Source organism: Pseudomonas sp. 15C (assembly GCF_055484735.1).
Window position 1 is genome coordinate 63350 of the sequence record NZ_JBUDGD010000014.1, and the last position, 19579, is coordinate 82928.

Sequence of the window (19579 nt, forward strand, 5' to 3'; positions counted from 1 at the left end):
TATTGGGGTCGGCAATGCCGTGGATCAATCGGATGCTGCGGCGCCGGCCAGTACGGTGACGTTAAAGACACATGAAGGGGCATCAGCACCGTCGTAAGGGCTTGGCACTGTAGCAACCACGGTGACGTAACCCGGTTCAGTGGCCTCGAAAAAAAACTTCGCCCACCCCGTGGTCAAGGTCGCAACGTTTGTACAGTCGTCACCGTGCAAGAAGCTCACTTCAAGCCCAGGCATTGATTCCCGGGTATAGAACGACTGGCTCTTGATTTCCAATGGCAGGGTTTGGCCTACAAACGGATCAAACGTTGGCGCCCGACTTTCGGTGATCTCGATCCGGTTGTGCCCTAACGACATGGCTATCGAAGGAAATGTGAAGCGCGCTTGAGGCAGTTCAAATGCCAGTGCCAATGTTCCGCTCTGGGTACTGTCGCGAGCGTCAAGCGACCAGTCCAGGCCGTCATTCTGCAGAGCTCGAGGCGTCTCAGGAGCAAGTTTCACATTCAAAGCCTGCCCCCGCTGGTCAACCCATTTCGCGGCCAGTTCGAGCCCGAGCAACAGACTGTCGTGCACTGGCTCGAAGCGCAGGACGTGCTCAGCACCCAGACAAGGGAAGACTGTACTTGCGACGTCCACACCCGCGTCGTCAAACAGGATCGTGCCCTCATGCTCCAGGGTCGTGGACAATAATCTACCCGGTAAATCGTAGGCCGGCAGTTGGGCATGGCACACCGACAGCAGGAACCGCGCACTGGTTTCGGAGCTGGAACTGACCTGCCAGCTCAAACCCTCCTCGATCATCTTGCGCGGGATATCCAGCGGGGGATCGAACTCGAAGGCCAGATCCGCTGCTGCGTAGTCAGCCACGTTCAGATAGAACTCTTCACCCAACAAGGTCGACCCAACCGGGTCAACCCGCAACTCTACCGATTCGCTATTACGAAAACAGAGAAGCCCTACCGTCCCTGCCTCCTCGCCAGCCATTGTCACTTTCGTCAAACTGGCCAGTGGATTTTCCGGCAGAACTTCGAGTTCAAATGTGTGCTCGACATCCGGCCCCTCATAAGGACTGGCGAATTTGGCCGAGACGGTGAAACAACCCTCCTCCTCAGGATTGAATTCGTATTGAGACCACCCCTCGCTGCCCGTTGGAAAGGTCTGATCCGGCTCATTGCTGAGACTCCATACCACGTCAACTCCGGTCACGGCGCCAACTCCGGGAACCTTTGACAGAACCTGTATCTGGAGCGACACCTTGACACCGCCCACGACAGGAAATCTGGAGGGCTGCTTCACTTCACCGAGCTCCAGCGAGTTGTGGGCAAGGTGTAGCTCCTGCAATGGCGATGACTGCAATAGCCTCGAACAGCTGACCTCGAAATTGAACAGGCTGTCCGCGAGATTTCCGCAGGTCATTTCCCACTTCCCGCCCTGCTTGACAACCGGATTGAGGCTGTCAAGTTCGGGCGCAAACGTCATGCCCAGACCCTCTGGGGTGTACTCACCCTTCCAATGCAGCGCCAGTTCGGTTTCCGCGAACGCATGGCCCTGCGCAAAGGCCAGTACCACCTCGTGCATTGCACCTCGGCAGGGATACCCCGTGTCGCTCCCCCAAACCCATTCACGCCCGGAACTACCCAGCGAAAATGTTGCGCTCAACCATGGGTCTTCTTGCAATGCGCGCACCGCGAAAACTCGCCGGGCTTGCTCTTTTTCATAGTAACTGTCCACAGATGCTTCGATATCGAATGCACCCGCAGTGTCCGGCTTCCAGAAAAAACTCACTTCGCCCTCGGCGTCCGAAAAATCCCTGTGCAGGACGTTTTCATCCGCAGGACTGGCGCCTTTAAGGGTCCAGGTGACCTCGCGGCCAGCCAATGGCGTTTCGGTGTAATGGGATTGCACTCGCACGCGCAATTCAACGCCTTGATCGAGAGCGATGACGGGATAGTAGGCGGCTTCCTGCAGCGCAATGACATCAAGCTGGAAATGCCCACAGAGCGTCTTCAACGAATAGAGATCGGCGGTGTACTCGCTCCGTACGTCCAGGGTACGCTCGATTTCCCGATCATCGTTGATCCCGGCACAGGTGATCCGCCATGGCATCTCGATTGCCTGCACCATCCCCCAAGGCGGACTCACCTCCAGTACATCGTCAGGATCAGATATTGCACCGTTCACCAACATTCCTGCCCTTGTTGCATTCCAGACACTGTCGAGCTCTGGCTGCAACTCAAGGGCATGCGTTGCACCAAAGCACAGCCGCAACGTCTCACCGACAGGCTGCGGCTTCTCATCGATAGTGTGTCCCTGGAGTTTCAAAGGCTCCAGATGCAACTCCACACGCATGAAAGCCAGCCGCACGGCCCCGGGCCTGCCAGGTCCGCCATTGTCCGGACTCATCAGCGTAAATGTGACGTTTGTTTCCTCGGGGTTGACGGTAATCGGGTCTTTATATTGGTACGGGACAAGATTGAGATCCTGCAGCTCTTCGCCGGGCTCCGGAATCGGTTCCGAATCTGCCTCGCGCGAGGGAATGAGGGCGAGATCCACTTGCCCGCCCAAACCGCGATCGATCCGTAACGTACCGGCGGCGCCTTGAATCGCTTCGTAGTGGAACATCAATTTGTAATCCGCACGGCCGGGCGCCGGGCGCGGCCGTTCAGCAAGGATAATGGTCTGCTTGCCCTCCCCCAGATTGACGGCGTGCATGTAACCCACTGTTGCGCCTTGCCATTGTCCACTTTGCCAGGTGACCTTCTGTCGGTCATTGACGGTCCAGCCGTCCAGACCCATGGTGAAATCGCCGTTGACGATAAAGTTAAGGCTGGCAAAAACATTGTCTTCGTTCATGGCTGCACCCTGCGGGCCTGCTGGGTCGTGGCCCTGCCAGACGGACTGATTTCCTCGTTTGAATCAAGAAGCTTTTCAACTTCTGTGGCGAAAGCCTGCCCGCCATCCCGCGCCTGATAAACCAGCGTCAAAATGACGTCCGTCAATGAGCCTAAAAAGCTCGCTTGTAGCGGACTTTCAGGCCTCGGCAGTGCCAGTGAGTACCTGGCATGGGCGCCAGTACCCTCAAAAGAACGGTAACGGTCATCGGCGTCCTGGATGGCCATGCCGTCATCCTCCATCCCCAGGGACAACCCGATCTGCTGGTAAGGGCGCAGGTTGTGCACAATGGAGCCTGGTAGCGCATCGCTAATGGAAAAGCCGTGCAGTTGTCTGACGGCCGTGACGTCGGGCTCAAGAATCGTCGAACTGCTTTCTTGCCTCAGCGTCGCACAAATGTTCTGGTACGGCCCCAGCAGCCCCGGAAAGGTCAGCGACAATGCCTTGACCTGACGGCAATAGTGCCCCGGATAGTCCGCATTGAAGAGCGCTTCGGTGAGGTCGAATTCCAGCTTGCCCGAGTCTGTGAACTCGCCCCACTTATCCGGGCACAGGCTCTTGAGGGAAACCGTCTTGACCAGCTGCAGCCGTCGCTCATCGCGCTTGATACGCGCAGCGGCCATCCTCAGCAGATCCAGTTTCAATGACTGGCCGGTGGTGAAGCCGTGATACGTATCCATCCACACATCCGGACGGATAAACCGGCTTTTGTAGTCGGCCATTTCATACTGCCAACAGGTTTCGGCACACAGGCACAAGCCGGTAACCACATCGTAGACCTGGTAGATCAACGCCTTCACCTGCCCCACGACCCAGTTGCTCAATTCCCGGCCGGTACTGCGGTTCTTGTAGAACGCGTACACGGCTTTGGCCTGGGTATTGGCGATCTCGGTCTGTTGCAGACTGGCCCGCGCCGCGCTGATCGCATGTTCCTGGGCCACCAGTTGCTCGCCCACTACTCGAGCTTCGGCATTGGCTTGATCGCGGGCCAGCGCCCAGTCCTGTTGGCGCCGCCGATACTGCTCGATGGTGCTGATTTCTTCGGCTTCGCGCATCCTGAAATCAGCTGTCAGTTGGCATACCTCAGCAAGGGCGTAGGGAACAGCCGCCAATCTAAACCCGCCATTGGATGTTCCGAAGACATTGGGCAACAAGTCCATCCCCGCCCCGATAGTACGGAGTGTACCCGCGCTCTCAGCGGTATATCGACTTCTTCTGAATGTTTCCAATGCGAGGTTCTCGGCCTTGGACACGCCTTCCTCAACCAGTCCTTCGTAATGCCGTGCACGGGCCTTGATCAGACTCTCACTCTGGCGTAACGACGCTGCCGCCGCCTCATGTTGAGCGATCGTTGCCTCCTGGATCGAACGGGCATAGTCAGCCAACTCGATCATGTGGCTTTGCTGCAACTCCTCGAGTTCTCCCCGATCACGCATTTCCAGCCATGACCGGAGCTGATCCTCTTGCTGGATCAGAAACTCCACACCCTGCAGTGCCAGGTTGTAGACGGTCTGCCATTTGTACGGCACCACCTGCACCTGGCCGCCGGGATTGCGCGCACTGCCCATGTGGGAATTAGCCTGGGCACGCAGCAACTCCAGCGGATCCATAGTCGGGCTGAACAGCGGAATCGACAGTCGATGCCCATCGATCGAACGATTGTTGCGCAAGTTGTTCAACCGCGAGTCAAGCAGGTCCCACAGCGCTTTGGGTCGCGGATTGATCCCGGGGCGAAACACCTCCGCCCCCAACAGATCGAAACGCGGTGTGGTCGCCATTGCTGTGGGCACTTCGTCCGGGTTCAATTGGAGTCTGGCTTCAAATGCCTTGAGCTGATCGCGGCCACTGACACTGCTCAATAGTTCGCTTAATTTTCTGGGCGTCCAGGTGCTGGCCGTTTGCGTGACGGGTTCTTCGCCGATCAATGTCCGGGCTCTGTTGTAGTTGAGCGCCGCGTGAACCATGCTGTCGTAATCCAGATGACGATAAAGTGCGTCACCCCATTCGATCAGGTTTTCCACATACCGCAGAAAAATGGCAGCCTTGAAGTGAACCGGCGCGCAGTAGCCGATCGCATCCGGATCGGACGGTGCCGCACTTTCATACGAACATTCAACGTTCGTGTTCTGCAGGGGCCGGCAACGCCAATACGCCGGTGCTGCTATGACCTCAGGATCTTCCGGCTGCGGATTTTCCACAGGCTTGACTTCGCGTGCCAACGGGTTGAACACATATTCAAACCACTGCTGCGCTTCTTGATGGCGGCCCTCTGCCGACAAACGGGCTCCAACCAGATCCGGCGTGTGGAAAAAAACCTCCCAGAAGTACCGTCCGTTGCAGGCATCGAATGGCCCATTCTCCTCGATCCCTCCATCTGGCATGCACGGCTCTTTGACATGCTGGGTATCCCAGGACATCAACGCATTGATCGAGACGGCTGCACGGCTGGTGAGCACAGGACCGAAGGTGGAGTTGACCCGCGCGTACTTGAGCGTCTGTTTGCCATCATTGAAGCTCAGAAATTGCGCGCCCTTGGTGCTGCTCTTGTCCAGTGTCGGTGTCGTATACAGGCGCGGCCTGTTATTCAGCCAGACAGAGAACCTTCTGCGTCCAAATCCGTTTGTATCCTGCACATCACCGAAAAAAAACGAGAGCGGTACATCAATCGGAAAAACTTCTCGCCGATAGGTCAGCCAGGGAGTTGCGTATTGACCATTCAAAAAACCGGTTGCCTGCCAGTCAGGTGGATCGATCACCGTCCGTGCCGGGAATTCGAGCTTGAAATCCACGGGTTCATACAGAATGCGCGGTACCACCTGATTCCTTTCGTTAAGGACGGTGCTACCCAGCCCGGTGATGGAAAAACCGGCTCCAGCAATAATCTCGTCCCGGCTTCTGCCCAGCAGATAATCGAGCGCGGCGTCAGACAACTGTGCAACGGCTTCTGCCAACCAGATACCGTCACCCGGCGATGTTTCCTTGAAGCTTTCGGGGGGGAATGTGTGGATTGTTTCCTTGGCCGTGCCTTCGGGCAGCTGCAACGCATGGGTCTGCGTGGGCTTGTTCCGTGTGCTCAGCGTGATCCGCAATGCCTGCTCACTGGCGTCGACGATGGTGATGTCGAAAGATTCGGCAGGTGCTCTCCAACCGATCGACAGCCGCTCAAGCAGTCGCCGCTGTTCTTTCACCGCGTCGCAGCGGCCTCGAACCCTTAACACTTCATAGAAAATGTTGTTCGCCCCTTGCTCGCACGTGAAGATGGCATCCACAAACAAATGCTCATTGATTGATTTCGCCTGGTCGGCGACGCGCGCGTCAGGGGTGACGGTGACGGTCGAGTAATCCGCAGGTACCACTTTTTGCTGCAGGCTGGCGGCATCCCTGAAGCGACCAAACGTCATCGCCAGCAGGGTTGCGGTGTCATCAGCGACTTTGCGAAACAGCGCATCGCGGGTTTCATGAATTTCGATTTCATGAAAGGAAGCCTGCTCATCCAGGCCCTGGCGGTTGGTGTAACACACCGCAAGAAGGTCATCTTCTGGATCGCCATCTCCCATTGATACCACCGTCAACCGGCCATTGGAGACATCGGTCTCGCAGTCACGCTGGTGCAGCGACAGCGGCGCCGACCATTGACCATTCAATGAGCTGAAGGCGAGTTTGATCTCGAGCGACCAGGGTGTTTGCACTACACCATTGCTATCAACCTGGCGTTCGCGCCATTCGCACCAGACCATGACCGGCAGTCCCAGCCAGTTCACGCAGCGCAGATCCAGCACTCTGCCGGCGGTGGCGATTTCAATTTTTTGCCACTCTTCCCAGGCGGCCGGGTTGATTTTTTTGCTGTTGTTATCCAACTCGACTTTGACACTGCGCAGGTAATAGGCGAACGGCGCTGTGCGTTCCTGCCCGACCAGGTAATAACGTGCATCCTGATTGTCGATCCCGTCTATGTAACCGCTCAGCACGTCCAGATCACAAATGCGCTGGAAAGCCTGGGTGTACACCATCAACGCCTGATGCACCGACTTGTTACTGAGGCGCATCTGATTGAGGCTATTTTCCAGGGTCCGGAACAAGGCGGTTTTGTTCAGGCGAAGCGATGGAACGATGTAGTTTTCCGCCTGATCCTTGAGCAGCACGTTGGCCGACCAGATGCTGTAGCGATTGAGGATTTGATACCAGTACTGCAAGTCCTCGTCTTCAAAAGGGGCATTCTCGTAACCCTTCTCCATGCCGCTGTAGGCTGACTGGATATGTTTCTGCAAACACCGTACGGTCGAAGAAACCCGGGTAGCCTCCAGTTCCGCGCTGTCCTGGGTGTCGAGCATGAGGTATTCGCTCAACTCTTCCTCTGTTTTGAGCGTGACATTCCCTGACCACAGTTCCTGCCCCAGGAACGCTTCCACCATCGCCTTTGTGTATTGTTCCGTCAGCTCATTGATTTGCAGCGTTTCCATGCGTTTTCTCCCTGTCACTGGATAACACCCACCCGACCGGGCTATGGCACGGCCGGACCAGGGTTGCGGACAACCGTTCAATTCATGATGTCGACGATGGCAATGGGGTAACCGGGCGTTTGCCCAAGGTACCTTCGAGCACCAGCGCCTCGTTCAAACGATCGCAAAACAGACTTAGCTGGAATCGGCCGTTGCGGATGTTGGCGGTCTGGATATTCACGCAGAAGGGCTCAGCGGTGAACTCGGTGCGCGTAGCCAGTGGCGGACTGAACAACATCCCCAGGGCCTGAGTGGAATAGTCGGAGCTCCAGCCGAATGCACCATCACTGCCGAGAAGTGACGCGCCATCGACAGGTGAGATTTCAAGGCGGTATTGGCCGTCCCTGAACAGGGTCAGTTCATCTGTTCCCGGGATAATCGGCGCCCGGGTTTCGGTCTTGCCAGCAATGGTGATCAGCTCAATTTTCCATGCAAAGGCCTTGATCACCTTCAGCTCGAATTTTTTATCAATTGCCGTGTCGAGAGACAACGTAGCGGTCACCTCGACCTCACCCACAGTCGACGACTTGAACGGGTACACCGATCGTCCTTGCGCATCCGTCGCAATGGTTTCGGGATCAGTCGAAGGCCGCGTCCATGTCACCGGATAATTCGCCACCGGCCACGCGCCCTCAGTGTTTGCTTCCCTCACATCCACCCACAGCAAGGTCGGTCGGGTTGCCCCGGCCACAGGGAAGCGAATGATCTGCGAAAAGCTCTGAATCACTGCAGCACTGGCCACCCACAGGCTGACCTCGACACGGGGGGCTGTTCCCAGTTGTGCGTAAACCGTCAGATTGCCTTCAGAAGGTTTTGCCACCGAGAACCTGGAGATGCCGTCGACATCACTGGGCACCGGGATTTTTGCAGGTTCGGCACTCGTCCACCATTGCACGGACTCGCCCTCGAGGGGCAGATCGTCAAGCCCTACGACCCGGCACTGCAGGTGCAACTCATGGCCGGACAATGCCACCGTGGTGACGGCGGGCGCGGCGAAGATCCGCGGTATGTCATCAAACTTTATCGCCCCGTTGAATTGCATGCTGTGACCGCCCTCTACCCTGGCAACGGCTATCTTGGCATCACCATCACTCAGACTGGAGATCCACACCCGGCTCCGGCCCTCCTTGTCCGTAAAGGTTTCACTGGGGCGAATCTCACCGAGCGTCGTCGACCAGGCCACCTGACGATGAGCACCTCGGTTGCCGTAATCGTCGACCAGCACGGCGTACACTTCCTGCTCCCACAACCGTCCTGCCAACACCGGATCATCAGGCAGCAATGAGCTCAACTCGGAGTTGAACTTCAAAGAGGCCTCCTCACAATCGATCACGACTGAGGGTCCGTAGACCGACTCATACAGCGGCACGTTGTAGTGCAAGTGGGCGGTACCCATCCGGGCCCCGGCCTGTAATTGCGCCCAGGCACGCCCTTTCTCATCCGTTCGGATGACAGGTGTCAGCACCGCGCCAAGATCTGTGCCGATGTGCAGATCAACGCCCTTGAGGGGCTCGCCATAAAAATCGAGCAGGGTGATTTCGAACTCCGCGACTTCCTGTGGCACGTTCGCAATCAGGGTTGGATTGTCCACCACGCAGCGGCTGGTAAAACTTTGTCCGACTTCAGCCGATTCCTGAGGCGTGCGTACGGTGTTGAAGCGGGCCAGGCTTTCCAGCGCGTTTTGCGCAGCCGAGGCATAGACTGATTCAGTGTCCAGCGGATACAACGCTCCCAGCTCGAACGCGGCGGATGCATCCATGCCATTGCGTGCCAACTCCAAAGTGCGTTCCAGCAAATCAAGCTGCGCCAGATTGCGCAAAACGGGCAGTGGCTGAATGTCGCCGCTTTCGACTTCACGGTTGAGGTGTTCGACACATTCGAGCACGTGCCGGATCCCGCAGCCAAAAAAACGCGCCAGTTTGTCAGCGGCGGCATCACGCGTCAGACGCAGAGCGTCCTCGCTCATATCGTCGGGCAACTGGTTGACCTGAAGCAGGTAGTCGAGCATTTTTTCCTCGGGCTGCCGGGCCTGGGCAATCATGTGGCGATAGAACGCCAGGTAGTACACCGACCGGACCGAGATTTCATGGGGACTTTCCAGACTGAACCACTGGTACTGCTCACCCGTCAGGAGAGTGGCGAGCATTGCCGGGCTCAGCTCGAGTTTTTCAGCAATTCGCCCTCGTCGCTCCAGCTCGGTGAGCATTTGCAGGAATGAATCCGGCCGGTCGAGCACCTGCCGTTCCCGAGCTATGCCCAGGGGCGGTAGCGACATGGCCTCTTTGACAAAGTCATAGGGGTGTCCCTGCGCCCAGGCCAGCACCTGTGCCGCCAGCAACGAATCGAGTTTCAGATAAACCGAAAGCCTTTCTTCCACGGCAACCCGCTGCTCATCTCGGCGGCGCAACACAATCGTACGGATCAGGTCCAGCAGAGGCTCCAGGAAAGGGGCACCCTCTAAAGGAAAAAGCTCCTTCAGCAAGGCTTCGATCACCGCCGTGATACGGGCCAGAGACTGCTCCTGGGTTTCGTCGGCTTGCCCGATGACCAAGCCGTGGCTATCGACCAGTGGACTCAGCCGCGACAACCAATCGATCAGCGCTTCCTTGCCGTCACGCAGCGGCGCGCCCTCCTCCAGCAACGTCGCCTGTTCCACGCGCACCGAGATGATCTGGCTACGCAACTGGCGAAGAAACTGCTCCTGGCTCTCGGACCAAACGGTCGGCACATAGACCGGGTTGACGTTTTGTACCAACCACATTGGCGGCAAATCGTGCTTTCGGCACCAGTTGGCACAGCCCATCAATCCGCGTATCGCACTGAGCGCGTCCGCCCCATCCGTCGACCCTTGACCGGATATCGCAGGTTCACCGGCCAACTGCGCCACCAGGCCTTCGCCTTCGCTCAGGGTTCGCAGCAACGCAATCGATTCAACAGGCGTCAGCCCGAACATCCGGGCCAGCCACACCAGCCGCCAGAAGCTGGACAGAATCGCCAGACTGCGCTTGAGGTGAGTATTGAGCCCGTACGCCCCGGCAATCACGGTGGCCAGGTAACGATAGGTCTCGAAGTTGATCTCCAGCGCACCGCAAATCTGATGCACAATCTGCTGCTCGGCTTGCGTACGCGGCACGATCGCAAACTCGGCATCATCGATTTGCACCGGATCGTTGAACCCGCTCGCCCGGCTATAAACGCGATCAAAATGCGACAGTTGCCCATCCTGACCGTACACCGACAAGACGTCGATGAATGCCGCAAATTCTTCAGCCTTGCAGTCGTAAGCGCTGTTCAACTCTTTGAACAGCCCCAGGCAGCGCAGGGTATTGGCTCTGATCCAGATCGACGATTCCCCGGTACCGCGACGCTCGGCCTCCATGGCCGCCATAAGCAGTTGATCAACCTGATAGCTGGGTAACTGAAGCATACGGTCCAGGCGACACTTGCGATTGATCCGGTCCATACGATGTTGCAGATTTTCTGAAGGGACTTCGCCTACGTTTTGCAAGCGGAACAGATCATCCGATTCGTCTTTCAGCAGAGTGATTGCAGGCGCCTGCCCTCCATGAATATACCTCGCGCCAGCGTCAACCCCCGTGGCTGGCACAAAGGTGCCCCCTATTATGACGTTGGACGACAACTTGGGTGTAAAGGCGCCAAGGCCGAGCAGGCAATCGACCTGCCCCTGATCCAGGCGCGTTGCGTTTTTGAAAATCCACAAGGAGCGCACGCTTGTAAGGGTGTTCCCCAGCTCGCCAAAGTTGTCCTTATAGAAAGAACCCGAGGACTTTTCCGGTTCGGGATCAACCAGACGGGTCTGCGGATCGACTCTGCGCAAAGGCGCCTCGGCCATGGCTGCATTCAAGGGAAAGTACGGGTCTTCAAGCAACAACGCTAATTGTAACGGCCCGATGCCGATACTCAGTTGCAGCGCCACATCGGCGCGCGCGCCTCGGCCACCCGGATTCTTGAAGTAGGGATAGTCCAGGTCTACCCGACGAATGACATCGCCTAATCTTCCACCCTTGATGGCCTTGTCAGCGACATGGGCAATACTTTGCCAATCGTGGTCGTAGGGCAGGCCGTTATGGAAACGGATCGTACGCAGGTAGGCCTTGACCGTTGGCCAATCTTTACTCGTCCGCTCCAGGATCTGCGCCTCAAGCACCGAGTTGACGATTTCCAGGCGTGATTGCACGCGATTGATCGCCATTTCATCGATCAGCAACTCATCCACATCAGGGCGGCGCTCACCCAGTGCGATAGCCTGACTCTCATCGCCGTGGGGCACAATGTAATCTCTGACCCATTCACGGAGGGCGACCATGTACGCGGTGGTCGAAGCACTGTGCTCGGGACTGCCCTGCGCGGCGGCTCCATTGATGTCCGGCTTGAACTGTTCCATGTAAGTGGGCAGTGGCACCAGTGCTTCAACGTCATCCAGGCGAGGTGCAGCACGCAGGCTGTATTCCCGAAACAGCCGGGCGACATACAGCGCCATCGCATTTCCCCGCTCCATCAGAACGCGGGACTCTTCACGGCTCAGCCCCAGCTTCCGTAACCCGACAACCCCCAGTTTTATCAAATCAAAAACGCTGGGGTTCTGTGCGAGGTAGTCATCCAGAGGCGACACGGCTGATACTTGCCGCTCTCCAAGTACTGCCTTCACCAGTTGCTGTACCGGGCTGTCGTGAGGTGCATTCATTGCGCTTGTTCCCTTCAGGCCAAAACCCTGTATCCAACCCCTTCCGAAGGCTGGAGATGTTTGCATAGGGTTTATTTAGCGCTTGGCTGGAGAGGCGGTCTACTGTCAGATCTGACAGGCTTAATAACCGCTGGTCGGAATTTCCTGCTATGGAAGGCTGCTATTGAAGGCTAGCGTCACCGCATAAAAAAAGCCCCCGGAAAAGGGGGCTATTTACACGTGGCGGCTCAACCCCCATCAATCACCTGCACCTCAAGGGGAGTCATCCATCCAGAGTAAGTACCGTTTTTGTCAGCCTTCCCTGTCAGGGTGAACTCCCGCAGCGGCAGGTCACGCGTCACGATCACCCACTGCCCCAGATCATCGGTTATCCCGCTGCCCCAGTTTACGTAGGCATTGTGTGCCTCGACCAGATTCACCCGCGCCCCTGGCAATGCCGTGCCGCGGATGACCGCTCGCGGTGCAACGTAGGCTTTTTGCTGTGGGTCAGTGAACACCGGCAGGTCGATTTTTTCCGCAACCTTGAAACGAATGACCGTACCCGACCACGCCGAATCCTCTCCATCCATATTTTGCTGGGCGGCAATCTGATACACGGTATCCACAACAGGCAATTCCACCTGGCTTCGCACTGACCAGCGACCGCAAGCATCGACCCTCGTCGTGGCATAGACTTCGCTACTTGAATGTCGGTATACCTTGAGTTCCGCCCCTGGCATGCCGGTGCCACTGAACAGCGGTAAGCGCTCCAGTTCCTGCGTTGGGTTGTTCAACGGTTGTTCAATGAGCGGTTTTTCGAAACCGGCGGCCACCTGCGCAACGACAACGGTGCGGTCAGGCGTAATCCAGCCCGAGGTCACACCATCGCGAGTTTGATTAACTGAATAGGTGTAGGGCGTTGCTGCAACCGGCAACTCGATTTGCGAGCGTACAGCCCAGTTGCCGTTGCGGTCCACGCGGACCGTTCCCAATACCGTGTTTCTGTCGTCCTCCTTGCAGATGAAGACTTCAGCCCCCGGTTCCCCTGTACCGGAGAACATCGGCCGCCGTCCTACCGTTTGCCCCACCTGCGGGAAATCCACGGTCGGCACTTCAAGCGATGTTTTGCGCTCCACCATGAAATGCCCGCTCTCGACCCACTCTGATCTCAAGCCTGCTACCGTCTCGCGAGCCATCACCCGCGTCGCGCCGACGGGCAGGTCTTTGTTACCCGTCACGGCCCATCGCCCATCAGCATTCGCCTCCACCGGCGGGGCAAGGACCTCGTCAGTGTTGAACCAGGCCGCTACGGTGATGGTTGCCCCGGGAGTGGCGATACCACTGAACAGCGGCCGTACGCCCACCCAGTCGCCGGGCAGGGGTTCGATGATCTGCGGGGCAGCGCCGAGCAAGGAAAACTTGAGGACAGGCGAGCTAACGGAGTCCAGCCCTGCCCCCGCCCGTGCAAACGCTTTGATACCATGGCTGCCACGCATGTCGTGCAGGAAGCTGCCGGACCAGGTGCCATCCTTTTTCACGATCAGATCAGGGAAATCATAAGGGGCGCCAGTCCGTTGGACATGAACGGCATCATCCGGGTAGCCATACCCGGAAATCGTCAGCTCCCGACCCAGTGGCTGACCCTCGAACGGGGTGTCGATCACCGGTACCGCCGGCACCACCGTGATCACTCGCTCGGTCGGCTCACTGGTGAAGGTTTTTTGCTTCAGCCTTGCCTCTATCGTGACAGGCCCTCCAGCATCCAGCGTCACCCTCGCCTCCCAGGTCCCGTTCTGATTTACCTCAATGTCTTTTAGAAAAGGTTCATCCTCACCTTTGAGCCACAACTCGACGAAGCCGGGATAACCCGCCGTGCCGCGAAACCATGCTGTGCGGGCCGGCCGGCCATTGGCGGCAGGTTCTGTGATAACGGGCTTCGGCACGCGGACAGTCACAGTCAACGTCGGGCTTTGATCGGAAACGTTGGTGCTCTCCCGCGCTTCCTTCTGCAGGGCATAGATTTTCAAAGGACCCGGGACCTGCTCCAGCAATGGGAACTCCCATTTACCACTCTGATCGACGGGGCTGGCACCCATCTCGCTGTTGTTCGATTCCAGATAAACGACCACCCAACAGCCCGGATACCCGGTGCCCTGGATCAGCGGAATCAAGTCAACCTCGGCATTGGCCGGCGTAGTGATCACCGGTTTGGGGGTCTTGACCGTGAACGTTCGACTGGCTTCCGGCGAAAGCTGCCCACCAAAGGTGGCCTTCGCGGTGAGGGTGTAAGTCCCCGGTGCCCACTCATAGCTGGCATTCAAGACAAACGAGCCGCCGGTGGCCGTCAGCGGTACATCAGGTTTGCCCGGAATTTTCAGGACAACCGCCGACCCCGGCCATGCGGTACCTGAAATCTGCGGAAGCTGACCCGAAATCGAATTTAACGGCGGATTGATGAATACGGGGATCGGCGATGGCACGGTCATGCCGAATGTTGCGCTGTGGGCAGACCATATATTATTCACCCATTGCCGGGCGGTCAGTTGGGTGTAATTGCCCGGAGGAAGGTCAGCAGTCGCGCTCGTCGACCAGCTCAGATTTGTCAAGACCGTGGCTTGGGGAACGTTGGCCAGGACAACGCCATTATTATAGATTTCAATTTTGACAGTGTTCGCTTCCCACTGCAGCCCGGAACCACTGAAGGTTGCCCGCTGCCCCTCTACCGTCACGTTCACGTTGGCAGGTGCGGGCGTTGGTACTCTGACCGAGACAGCCGTCGCCCACCCCGAGCTGCGGATACGACCACTGCCGCCGTCGGGAACACTCTGCTGGCCGGTGAACGAGTAATTGCCCGGCAACAATGTGCTCGGGATCACTTGTGACCAGCTCCCCGCAGTGATTGCCGGCTCAAAGTAAACGGTTCCGCCGTCACCAGAACGATGGACATGCATGAGCACATTCGCACCGTTGTAACCGGCGCCCGACAATGTAACGGTTTCTCCGGTGGTGCTGGCGGTGAGCGGGGGCAACTGGGGGGGGCGAATTTTATACAGCCTCGGGGCGGCTCTTACCCCACCGACAGATCCGAGCTTTTGCTGCGCGGTGAGGGAAAGAGGCCCCGGGGGTAAGTTACTGAGTGCCACACTCCAGCTTCCATCACTCCGTACAGCATCGAAGCCCCAAGGGTTGCCGGTAGCGTCGGTCAGGACTTGGACCTGAACATTCTGATTACCCAACCCGCTGCCACCGGTCATCGTAAAGGTTTGTTCCTGCTCCCCCGCGGCTGGTGCAGTTATAGAAGGCGCCCACAAGACCTTCACCGGAAGAGTGGTCTCATTCCACCCGCTTTCACCATTATCCTTGTACTGCTTAGCAGCAAGTTTGTAGACGCCTTGCGGCAGGTCGCGATTGAGCGACGTCGACCAGTTACGATTTGCCTCTACTGTTGCGGTGCCATAAACCGTCGTATCATCACCCGATTTGTGAATATAGACCGTTGCGTGTGGCTCACCCGTCCCTGAAACAACCGGCCTTGAATCGACCACACCATTGATGCCTGGAAGTACAATGTTAGGTAATGGATACAGCAAGTGGAAGGTAAAGGTATCGGAGTATATCGCCGAGTAGCCGGTCATCCAGTGTTTAATCTTTGCCGTGTAGATTGCGGGGGCTACTGAGCCATCAAGCGCGACGGACCAATTACCTCCAGCTCCCACGGTTGTTTGAGCGCTCAACGCTTGCTCACTGCTCGCCTGGACGATTTGTATATGACCGTACGGTGTTGCGTATCCTGTAAAAATTGGCGTGTTACCCCACACTGGCGATGATGGCGGGTTGAACGTCAGCGGCGCACTGACATAGAACCGGTCCGTCTGGAACCAATCTGTAGAGTTGCCGTCTGTACCCCAACGGATGTAATGAAAAAAATATTCGCCAGTCGCTATGTGCATATCGAAACGAACCCAACCGTTTATGCAAGGGTGATGATATTCGCCGGCGTTACCAGGTACGTTTACTTTCTTTAAATGGAATTCAACGGAGGCGATATGTCCTGCCATTTCGTCAGTAACCTGATACGCCCCACTTTTCAGTAGCTCCCTACCACCGGGAGTATGAATATTTCGAGGCCAAATAGTCCCGTCAGTACTGGGTAGATCCGTCATGATTGATGCCTCCAGTGCGAGCAACCGCTATTGATTCGAAGACATTTAAGCCCTACCGAGACAACCCTGCCTACCTGTTAGATCTGACAGTCCAGACGAATGGTAGAGCGAGGTAAAGGTGTATTTCAGAAGCATTCAACACTGTCATCCCTCGGCTACAGCGGCTTGCGCCTCTGCCTACACATCACCCAGAATCCGCCGGCTTGCACCTTGGCGTTGCCCCGTAACTTGATCCGCATCGCTGCCGATTCAGCGATCAGGTGTAGTCGCCCGGGTAGGTATATGAAGGTGCATAAGCGGCATCCAGTCGGATGTTTCTTAACCCCGCGCTCGATGGTGGTTGTTTGCAGGGTGCCTTCGGGCGCGCCGGTTTTTCGTGATCCCCCGGTCGACTAACCTGCGTCCAGCCGCCACCCCTGGTTTAGTCGCGAGACGGTGGTAGCCCTAATCACGAAATTTGTTCAGCCACACCCAATCCACCAAACCGACCCGGTTTTCCCTGTGCCACCCTCAAGCAAAAAAGCTCCACGCCGCCGCCGAAAAGGCTCTCGACCATTACTTCAAGCCCGACATCGAACCGCTGCGCTCATCCCAGGACCGCTCCATCAAAACCTTTATGTTCAACGCAGTCCCCTGTGGGAGCGAACCTGCTCGCGAAGCAATAATGAAAGCGCCGCAGCCCATTCAGGCCGAAGCAGGCAACGGCTGAAAACTGAAGTACTGCTTCAGTGCCTCGACCAATTGTCCATACTCCGGCGGTGCCCGTTGCAGGCTGAAGCCGGCGTCATAGTGCTGGGGGGTTGCATCTTCGTGGCACCACAGGCAGCAGGCATTGAGATCGATCACCTGCTGACGGTTCCCATCCATGGGGATTTTCAGGCGCAGATTGAAATCGGCGCCCACCATCATCGGCAACTGGCTGATCAACATCAGCCCGTCCTGGGACAGGTTGCCCAGAAAGCCAATGGGTTTGTCGGTGACGGTGTTGAATACCCTGAGGAAGTACGGCAGCTGATGCCGTTCGATCCGGCGGTCGGTAAACATGCGCAGTTCGCCATGCAAGGCTCCATCACGGAGCCGCACCTTTGCTTCGGAACGTCCCGTACTCGGGCCGCTCTCCCCGCTTCCGGTGTGCCGGTCGCCAAGTCGCCGTCACCTTACCGCTGACCAGTTGCAGGTGTTGCTCCGGATCTCTGCTTGTATGCTGGATCCGGGTTATCTGACTATAGCTGAGCTTGTACACACGGCCAGATTTTGTACGGTATCCCTGTCGTCAGAAACGCGTCGGGCGCACCACGGCAGCAGCGCTGCGCGTCGGGTAATGGCCCAGGCTCTGCAAGGTTTCCAGGCGCGCGCGGGCGCGGTAGGCGTATTCGCTGTTGGGGTACGAAGCGATGATGAACTGGTAGGTCTGCACCGCGTCAATGTAGAGCTTTTGCCGTTCCAGGCACTGGCCGCGCATCATCGACACTTCCGGCCACACGTACGGGCGGGCGCGGCTGGCGCGTTCGACCTTGGACAGCTCGAGCATGACCTGCTCGCAATTGCCACGATCATAGGCGTTGTAGGCGTTGTTCAAATGATGGTTCATCGACCAACGGGTGCAGCCCGTGACGGCGAGGACGCTGAGGGCAAGGGCGGCAATGGGCAACAATCGCATGGGGGTTCTCCTGTCTTGTGCTCTGTATCGACCCACCGTCGGAAATCTTCAGGCGCGTTTGTCCCGAAGTTGCCGCGTTCAATAAAGAAAACGATAAGTAGTGCAAACGAACAATGACTACACCCTTCGAGCATAGTAGCCTTCGCTGGCGCTTGAACTCAGGAGTCTTTGCATGTCCGTCCGTCGTACCAAAATCGTCGCTACCCTTGGCCCGGCCAGTAACTCGCCGGAAGTTCTCGAACAGCTGATTCTGGCTGGTCTGGACGTCGCCCGTCTGAACTTCTCCCACGGCACCCCCGACGAGCACAAGGCTCGCGCGAAGCTGGTGCGTGACCTGGCTGCCAAGCACGGCCGCTTTGTCGCCCTGCTCGGTGACCTGCAAGGCCCGAAAATCCGTATCGCCAAATTCGCCAACAAGAAGATCGAGCTGAAGATCGGTGACAAGTTCACCTTCTCCACCAGCCATCCGTTGACCGAAGGCAACCAGCAAGTGGTCGGCATCGACTACCCGGATCTGGTCAAGGACTGCGGCGTGGGTGACGAGCTGCTGCTCGACGACGGCCGCGTGGTGATGCGCGTTGATACCCAGACTGACGACGCATTGCATTGCACCGTGACCATTGGCGGCCCGCTGTCGGACCACAAAGGCATCAACCGTCGCGGTGGCGGCCTGACTGCGCCGGCCCTGACTGAAAAAGACAAGGCCGACATCAAGCTCGCTGCGGAAATGGAAGTCGACTACCTCGCCGTGTCCTTTCCGCGTGACGCCGCCGACATGGAATACGCCCGTCAACTGCGCGACGAGGCCGGCGGCACTGCCTGGCTGGTGGCGAAGATCGAACGCGCCGAAGCCGTGGCCGATGACGAAACCCTCGATGGCCTGATCAAGGCTTCCGACGCGGTGATGGTTGCCCGTGGTGACCTCGGTGTGGAAATCGGCGACGCCGAGCTGGTGGGCATTCAGAAGAAAATCATTCTGCATGCACGCCGCCACAACAAGGCGGTGATCGTCGCGACCCAGATGATGGAGTCGATGATCCAGAACCCGATGCCGACCCGCGCCGAAGTGTCCGACGTGGCTAACGCCGTGCTCGACTACACCGACGCCGTGATGTTGTCCGCAGAATCCGCGGCTGGCTTGTACCCGCTGGAAGCCGTGCAAGCGATGGCGCGCATCTGCGTCGGCGCTGAAAAGCACCCGACCGGCAAGACCTCCAGCCACCGCATCGGCAAGGAATTCACCCGCTGCGACGAAAGCATCGCGCTGGCGACCATGTACACCGCCAACCACTTCCCGGGCGTCAAAGCGATCATCGCCCTGACCGAAAGTGGCTTCACCCCGCTGATCATGTCGCGTATCCGCTCCTCGGTGCCGATCTACGCGTTCACCCCGCACCGCGAAGCCCAGGCTCGCGCGGCCATGTTCCGCGGCGTCTACACCATCCCGTTCGATCCAGCCTCACTGGAACCGCACGAAGTCAGCCAGAAAGCCATCGACGAACTGACCAAGCGCGGCGTCGTGGAAAAAGGCGACTGGGTCATCCTGACCAAGGGCGACAGCTACCACACCACCGGCGGCACCAACGGCATGAAGATTCTGCATGTCGGTGATCCGCAGGTCTGAGTGATCAGCAGTTGAAAAACGAAAGCCTCGCCATGTGAATGGCGGGGCTTTTTAATTGCC

General features: G+C 57.7%; 7 protein-coding genes. 1 reads left to right on the plus strand and 6 read right to left on the minus strand.

Annotated elements, in window-relative coordinates; all coding sequences use genetic code 11:
• Positions 1-24: 24 nt before the first annotated feature.
• From ACYYKW_RS10295 to ACYYKW_RS10320, 6 genes are all read right to left on the minus strand, one after another.
• Positions 25-2850 (minus strand): hypothetical protein, encoded by a 2826-nt coding sequence (locus tag ACYYKW_RS10295; protein ID WP_464990055.1) that lies wholly within the window; start codon positions 2848-2850, stop codon positions 25-27.
• Positions 2847-7349, minus strand: coding sequence for a Tc toxin subunit A-related protein (locus ACYYKW_RS10300; RefSeq protein WP_464990056.1), 4503 nt, complete (start codon positions 7347-7349; stop codon positions 2847-2849). Before ACYYKW_RS10300 ends, ACYYKW_RS10295 begins: the two co-directional genes overlap by 4 nt.
• An 82-nt stretch (positions 7350-7431) precedes the next feature.
• Positions 7432-12093 carry a Tc toxin subunit A gene (locus ACYYKW_RS10305; protein WP_464990057.1) on the minus strand — a complete coding sequence of 1554 codons (4662 nt, stop codon included), beginning with the start codon at positions 12091-12093 and terminating at the stop codon, positions 7432-7434.
• A gap of 227 nt (positions 12094-12320) precedes the next feature.
• Complete coding sequence (locus ACYYKW_RS10310) at positions 12321-16235, minus strand: hypothetical protein (RefSeq protein WP_464990058.1); 3915 nt, start codon at positions 16233-16235, stop codon at positions 12321-12323.
• A 684-nt stretch (positions 16236-16919) separates the two neighbouring features.
• Positions 16920-17279: a PilZ domain-containing protein gene (locus ACYYKW_RS10315; protein ID WP_093106512.1), complete on the minus strand. Its 360-nt coding sequence runs from the start codon at positions 17277-17279 to the stop codon at positions 16920-16922.
• A 229-nt stretch (positions 17280-17508) separates the two neighbouring features.
• A complete protein-coding gene (locus ACYYKW_RS10320; RefSeq protein ID WP_464990059.1) occupies positions 17509-17895 on the minus strand; it encodes a tetratricopeptide repeat protein in 387 nt (128 codons plus the stop codon).
• Positions 17896-18067: 172 nt separating this feature from the next.
• On the opposite strand from ACYYKW_RS10320, the gene pyk reads away from it, so the two are divergent.
• Positions 18068-19519 (plus strand): pyruvate kinase, encoded by a 1452-nt coding sequence (gene pyk / locus ACYYKW_RS10325; protein WP_090285716.1) that lies wholly within the window; start codon positions 18068-18070, stop codon positions 19517-19519.
• Positions 19520-19579: the final 60 nt, after the last annotated feature.

Excerpts from the sequence above, each read along its gene's own strand:
- ACYYKW_RS10320 (WP_464990059.1), bottom strand. The coding sequence starts at position 17,895 with ATGCGATTGTTGCCCATTGCCGCCCTTGCCCTCAGCGTCCTCGCCGTC.
- ACYYKW_RS10300 (WP_464990056.1), bottom strand. The coding sequence starts at position 7,349 with ATGGAAACGCTGCAAATCAATGAGCTGACGGAACAATACACAAAGGCG.
- pyk (WP_090285716.1), top strand. The coding sequence starts at position 18,068 with ATGTCCGTCCGTCGTACCAAAATCGTCGCTACCCTTGGCCCGGCCAGT.
- ACYYKW_RS10315 (WP_093106512.1), bottom strand. The coding sequence starts at position 17,279 with ATGTTTACCGACCGCCGGATCGAACGGCATCAGCTGCCGTACTTCCTC.
- ACYYKW_RS10305 (WP_464990057.1), bottom strand. The coding sequence starts at position 12,093 with ATGAATGCACCTCACGACAGCCCGGTACAGCAACTGGTGAAGGCAGTA.
- ACYYKW_RS10295 (WP_464990055.1), bottom strand. The coding sequence starts at position 2,850 with ATGAACGAAGACAATGTTTTTGCCAGCCTTAACTTTATCGTCAACGGC.
- ACYYKW_RS10310 (WP_464990058.1), bottom strand. The coding sequence starts at position 16,235 with ATGACGGATCTACCCAGTACTGACGGGACTATTTGGCCTCGAAATATT.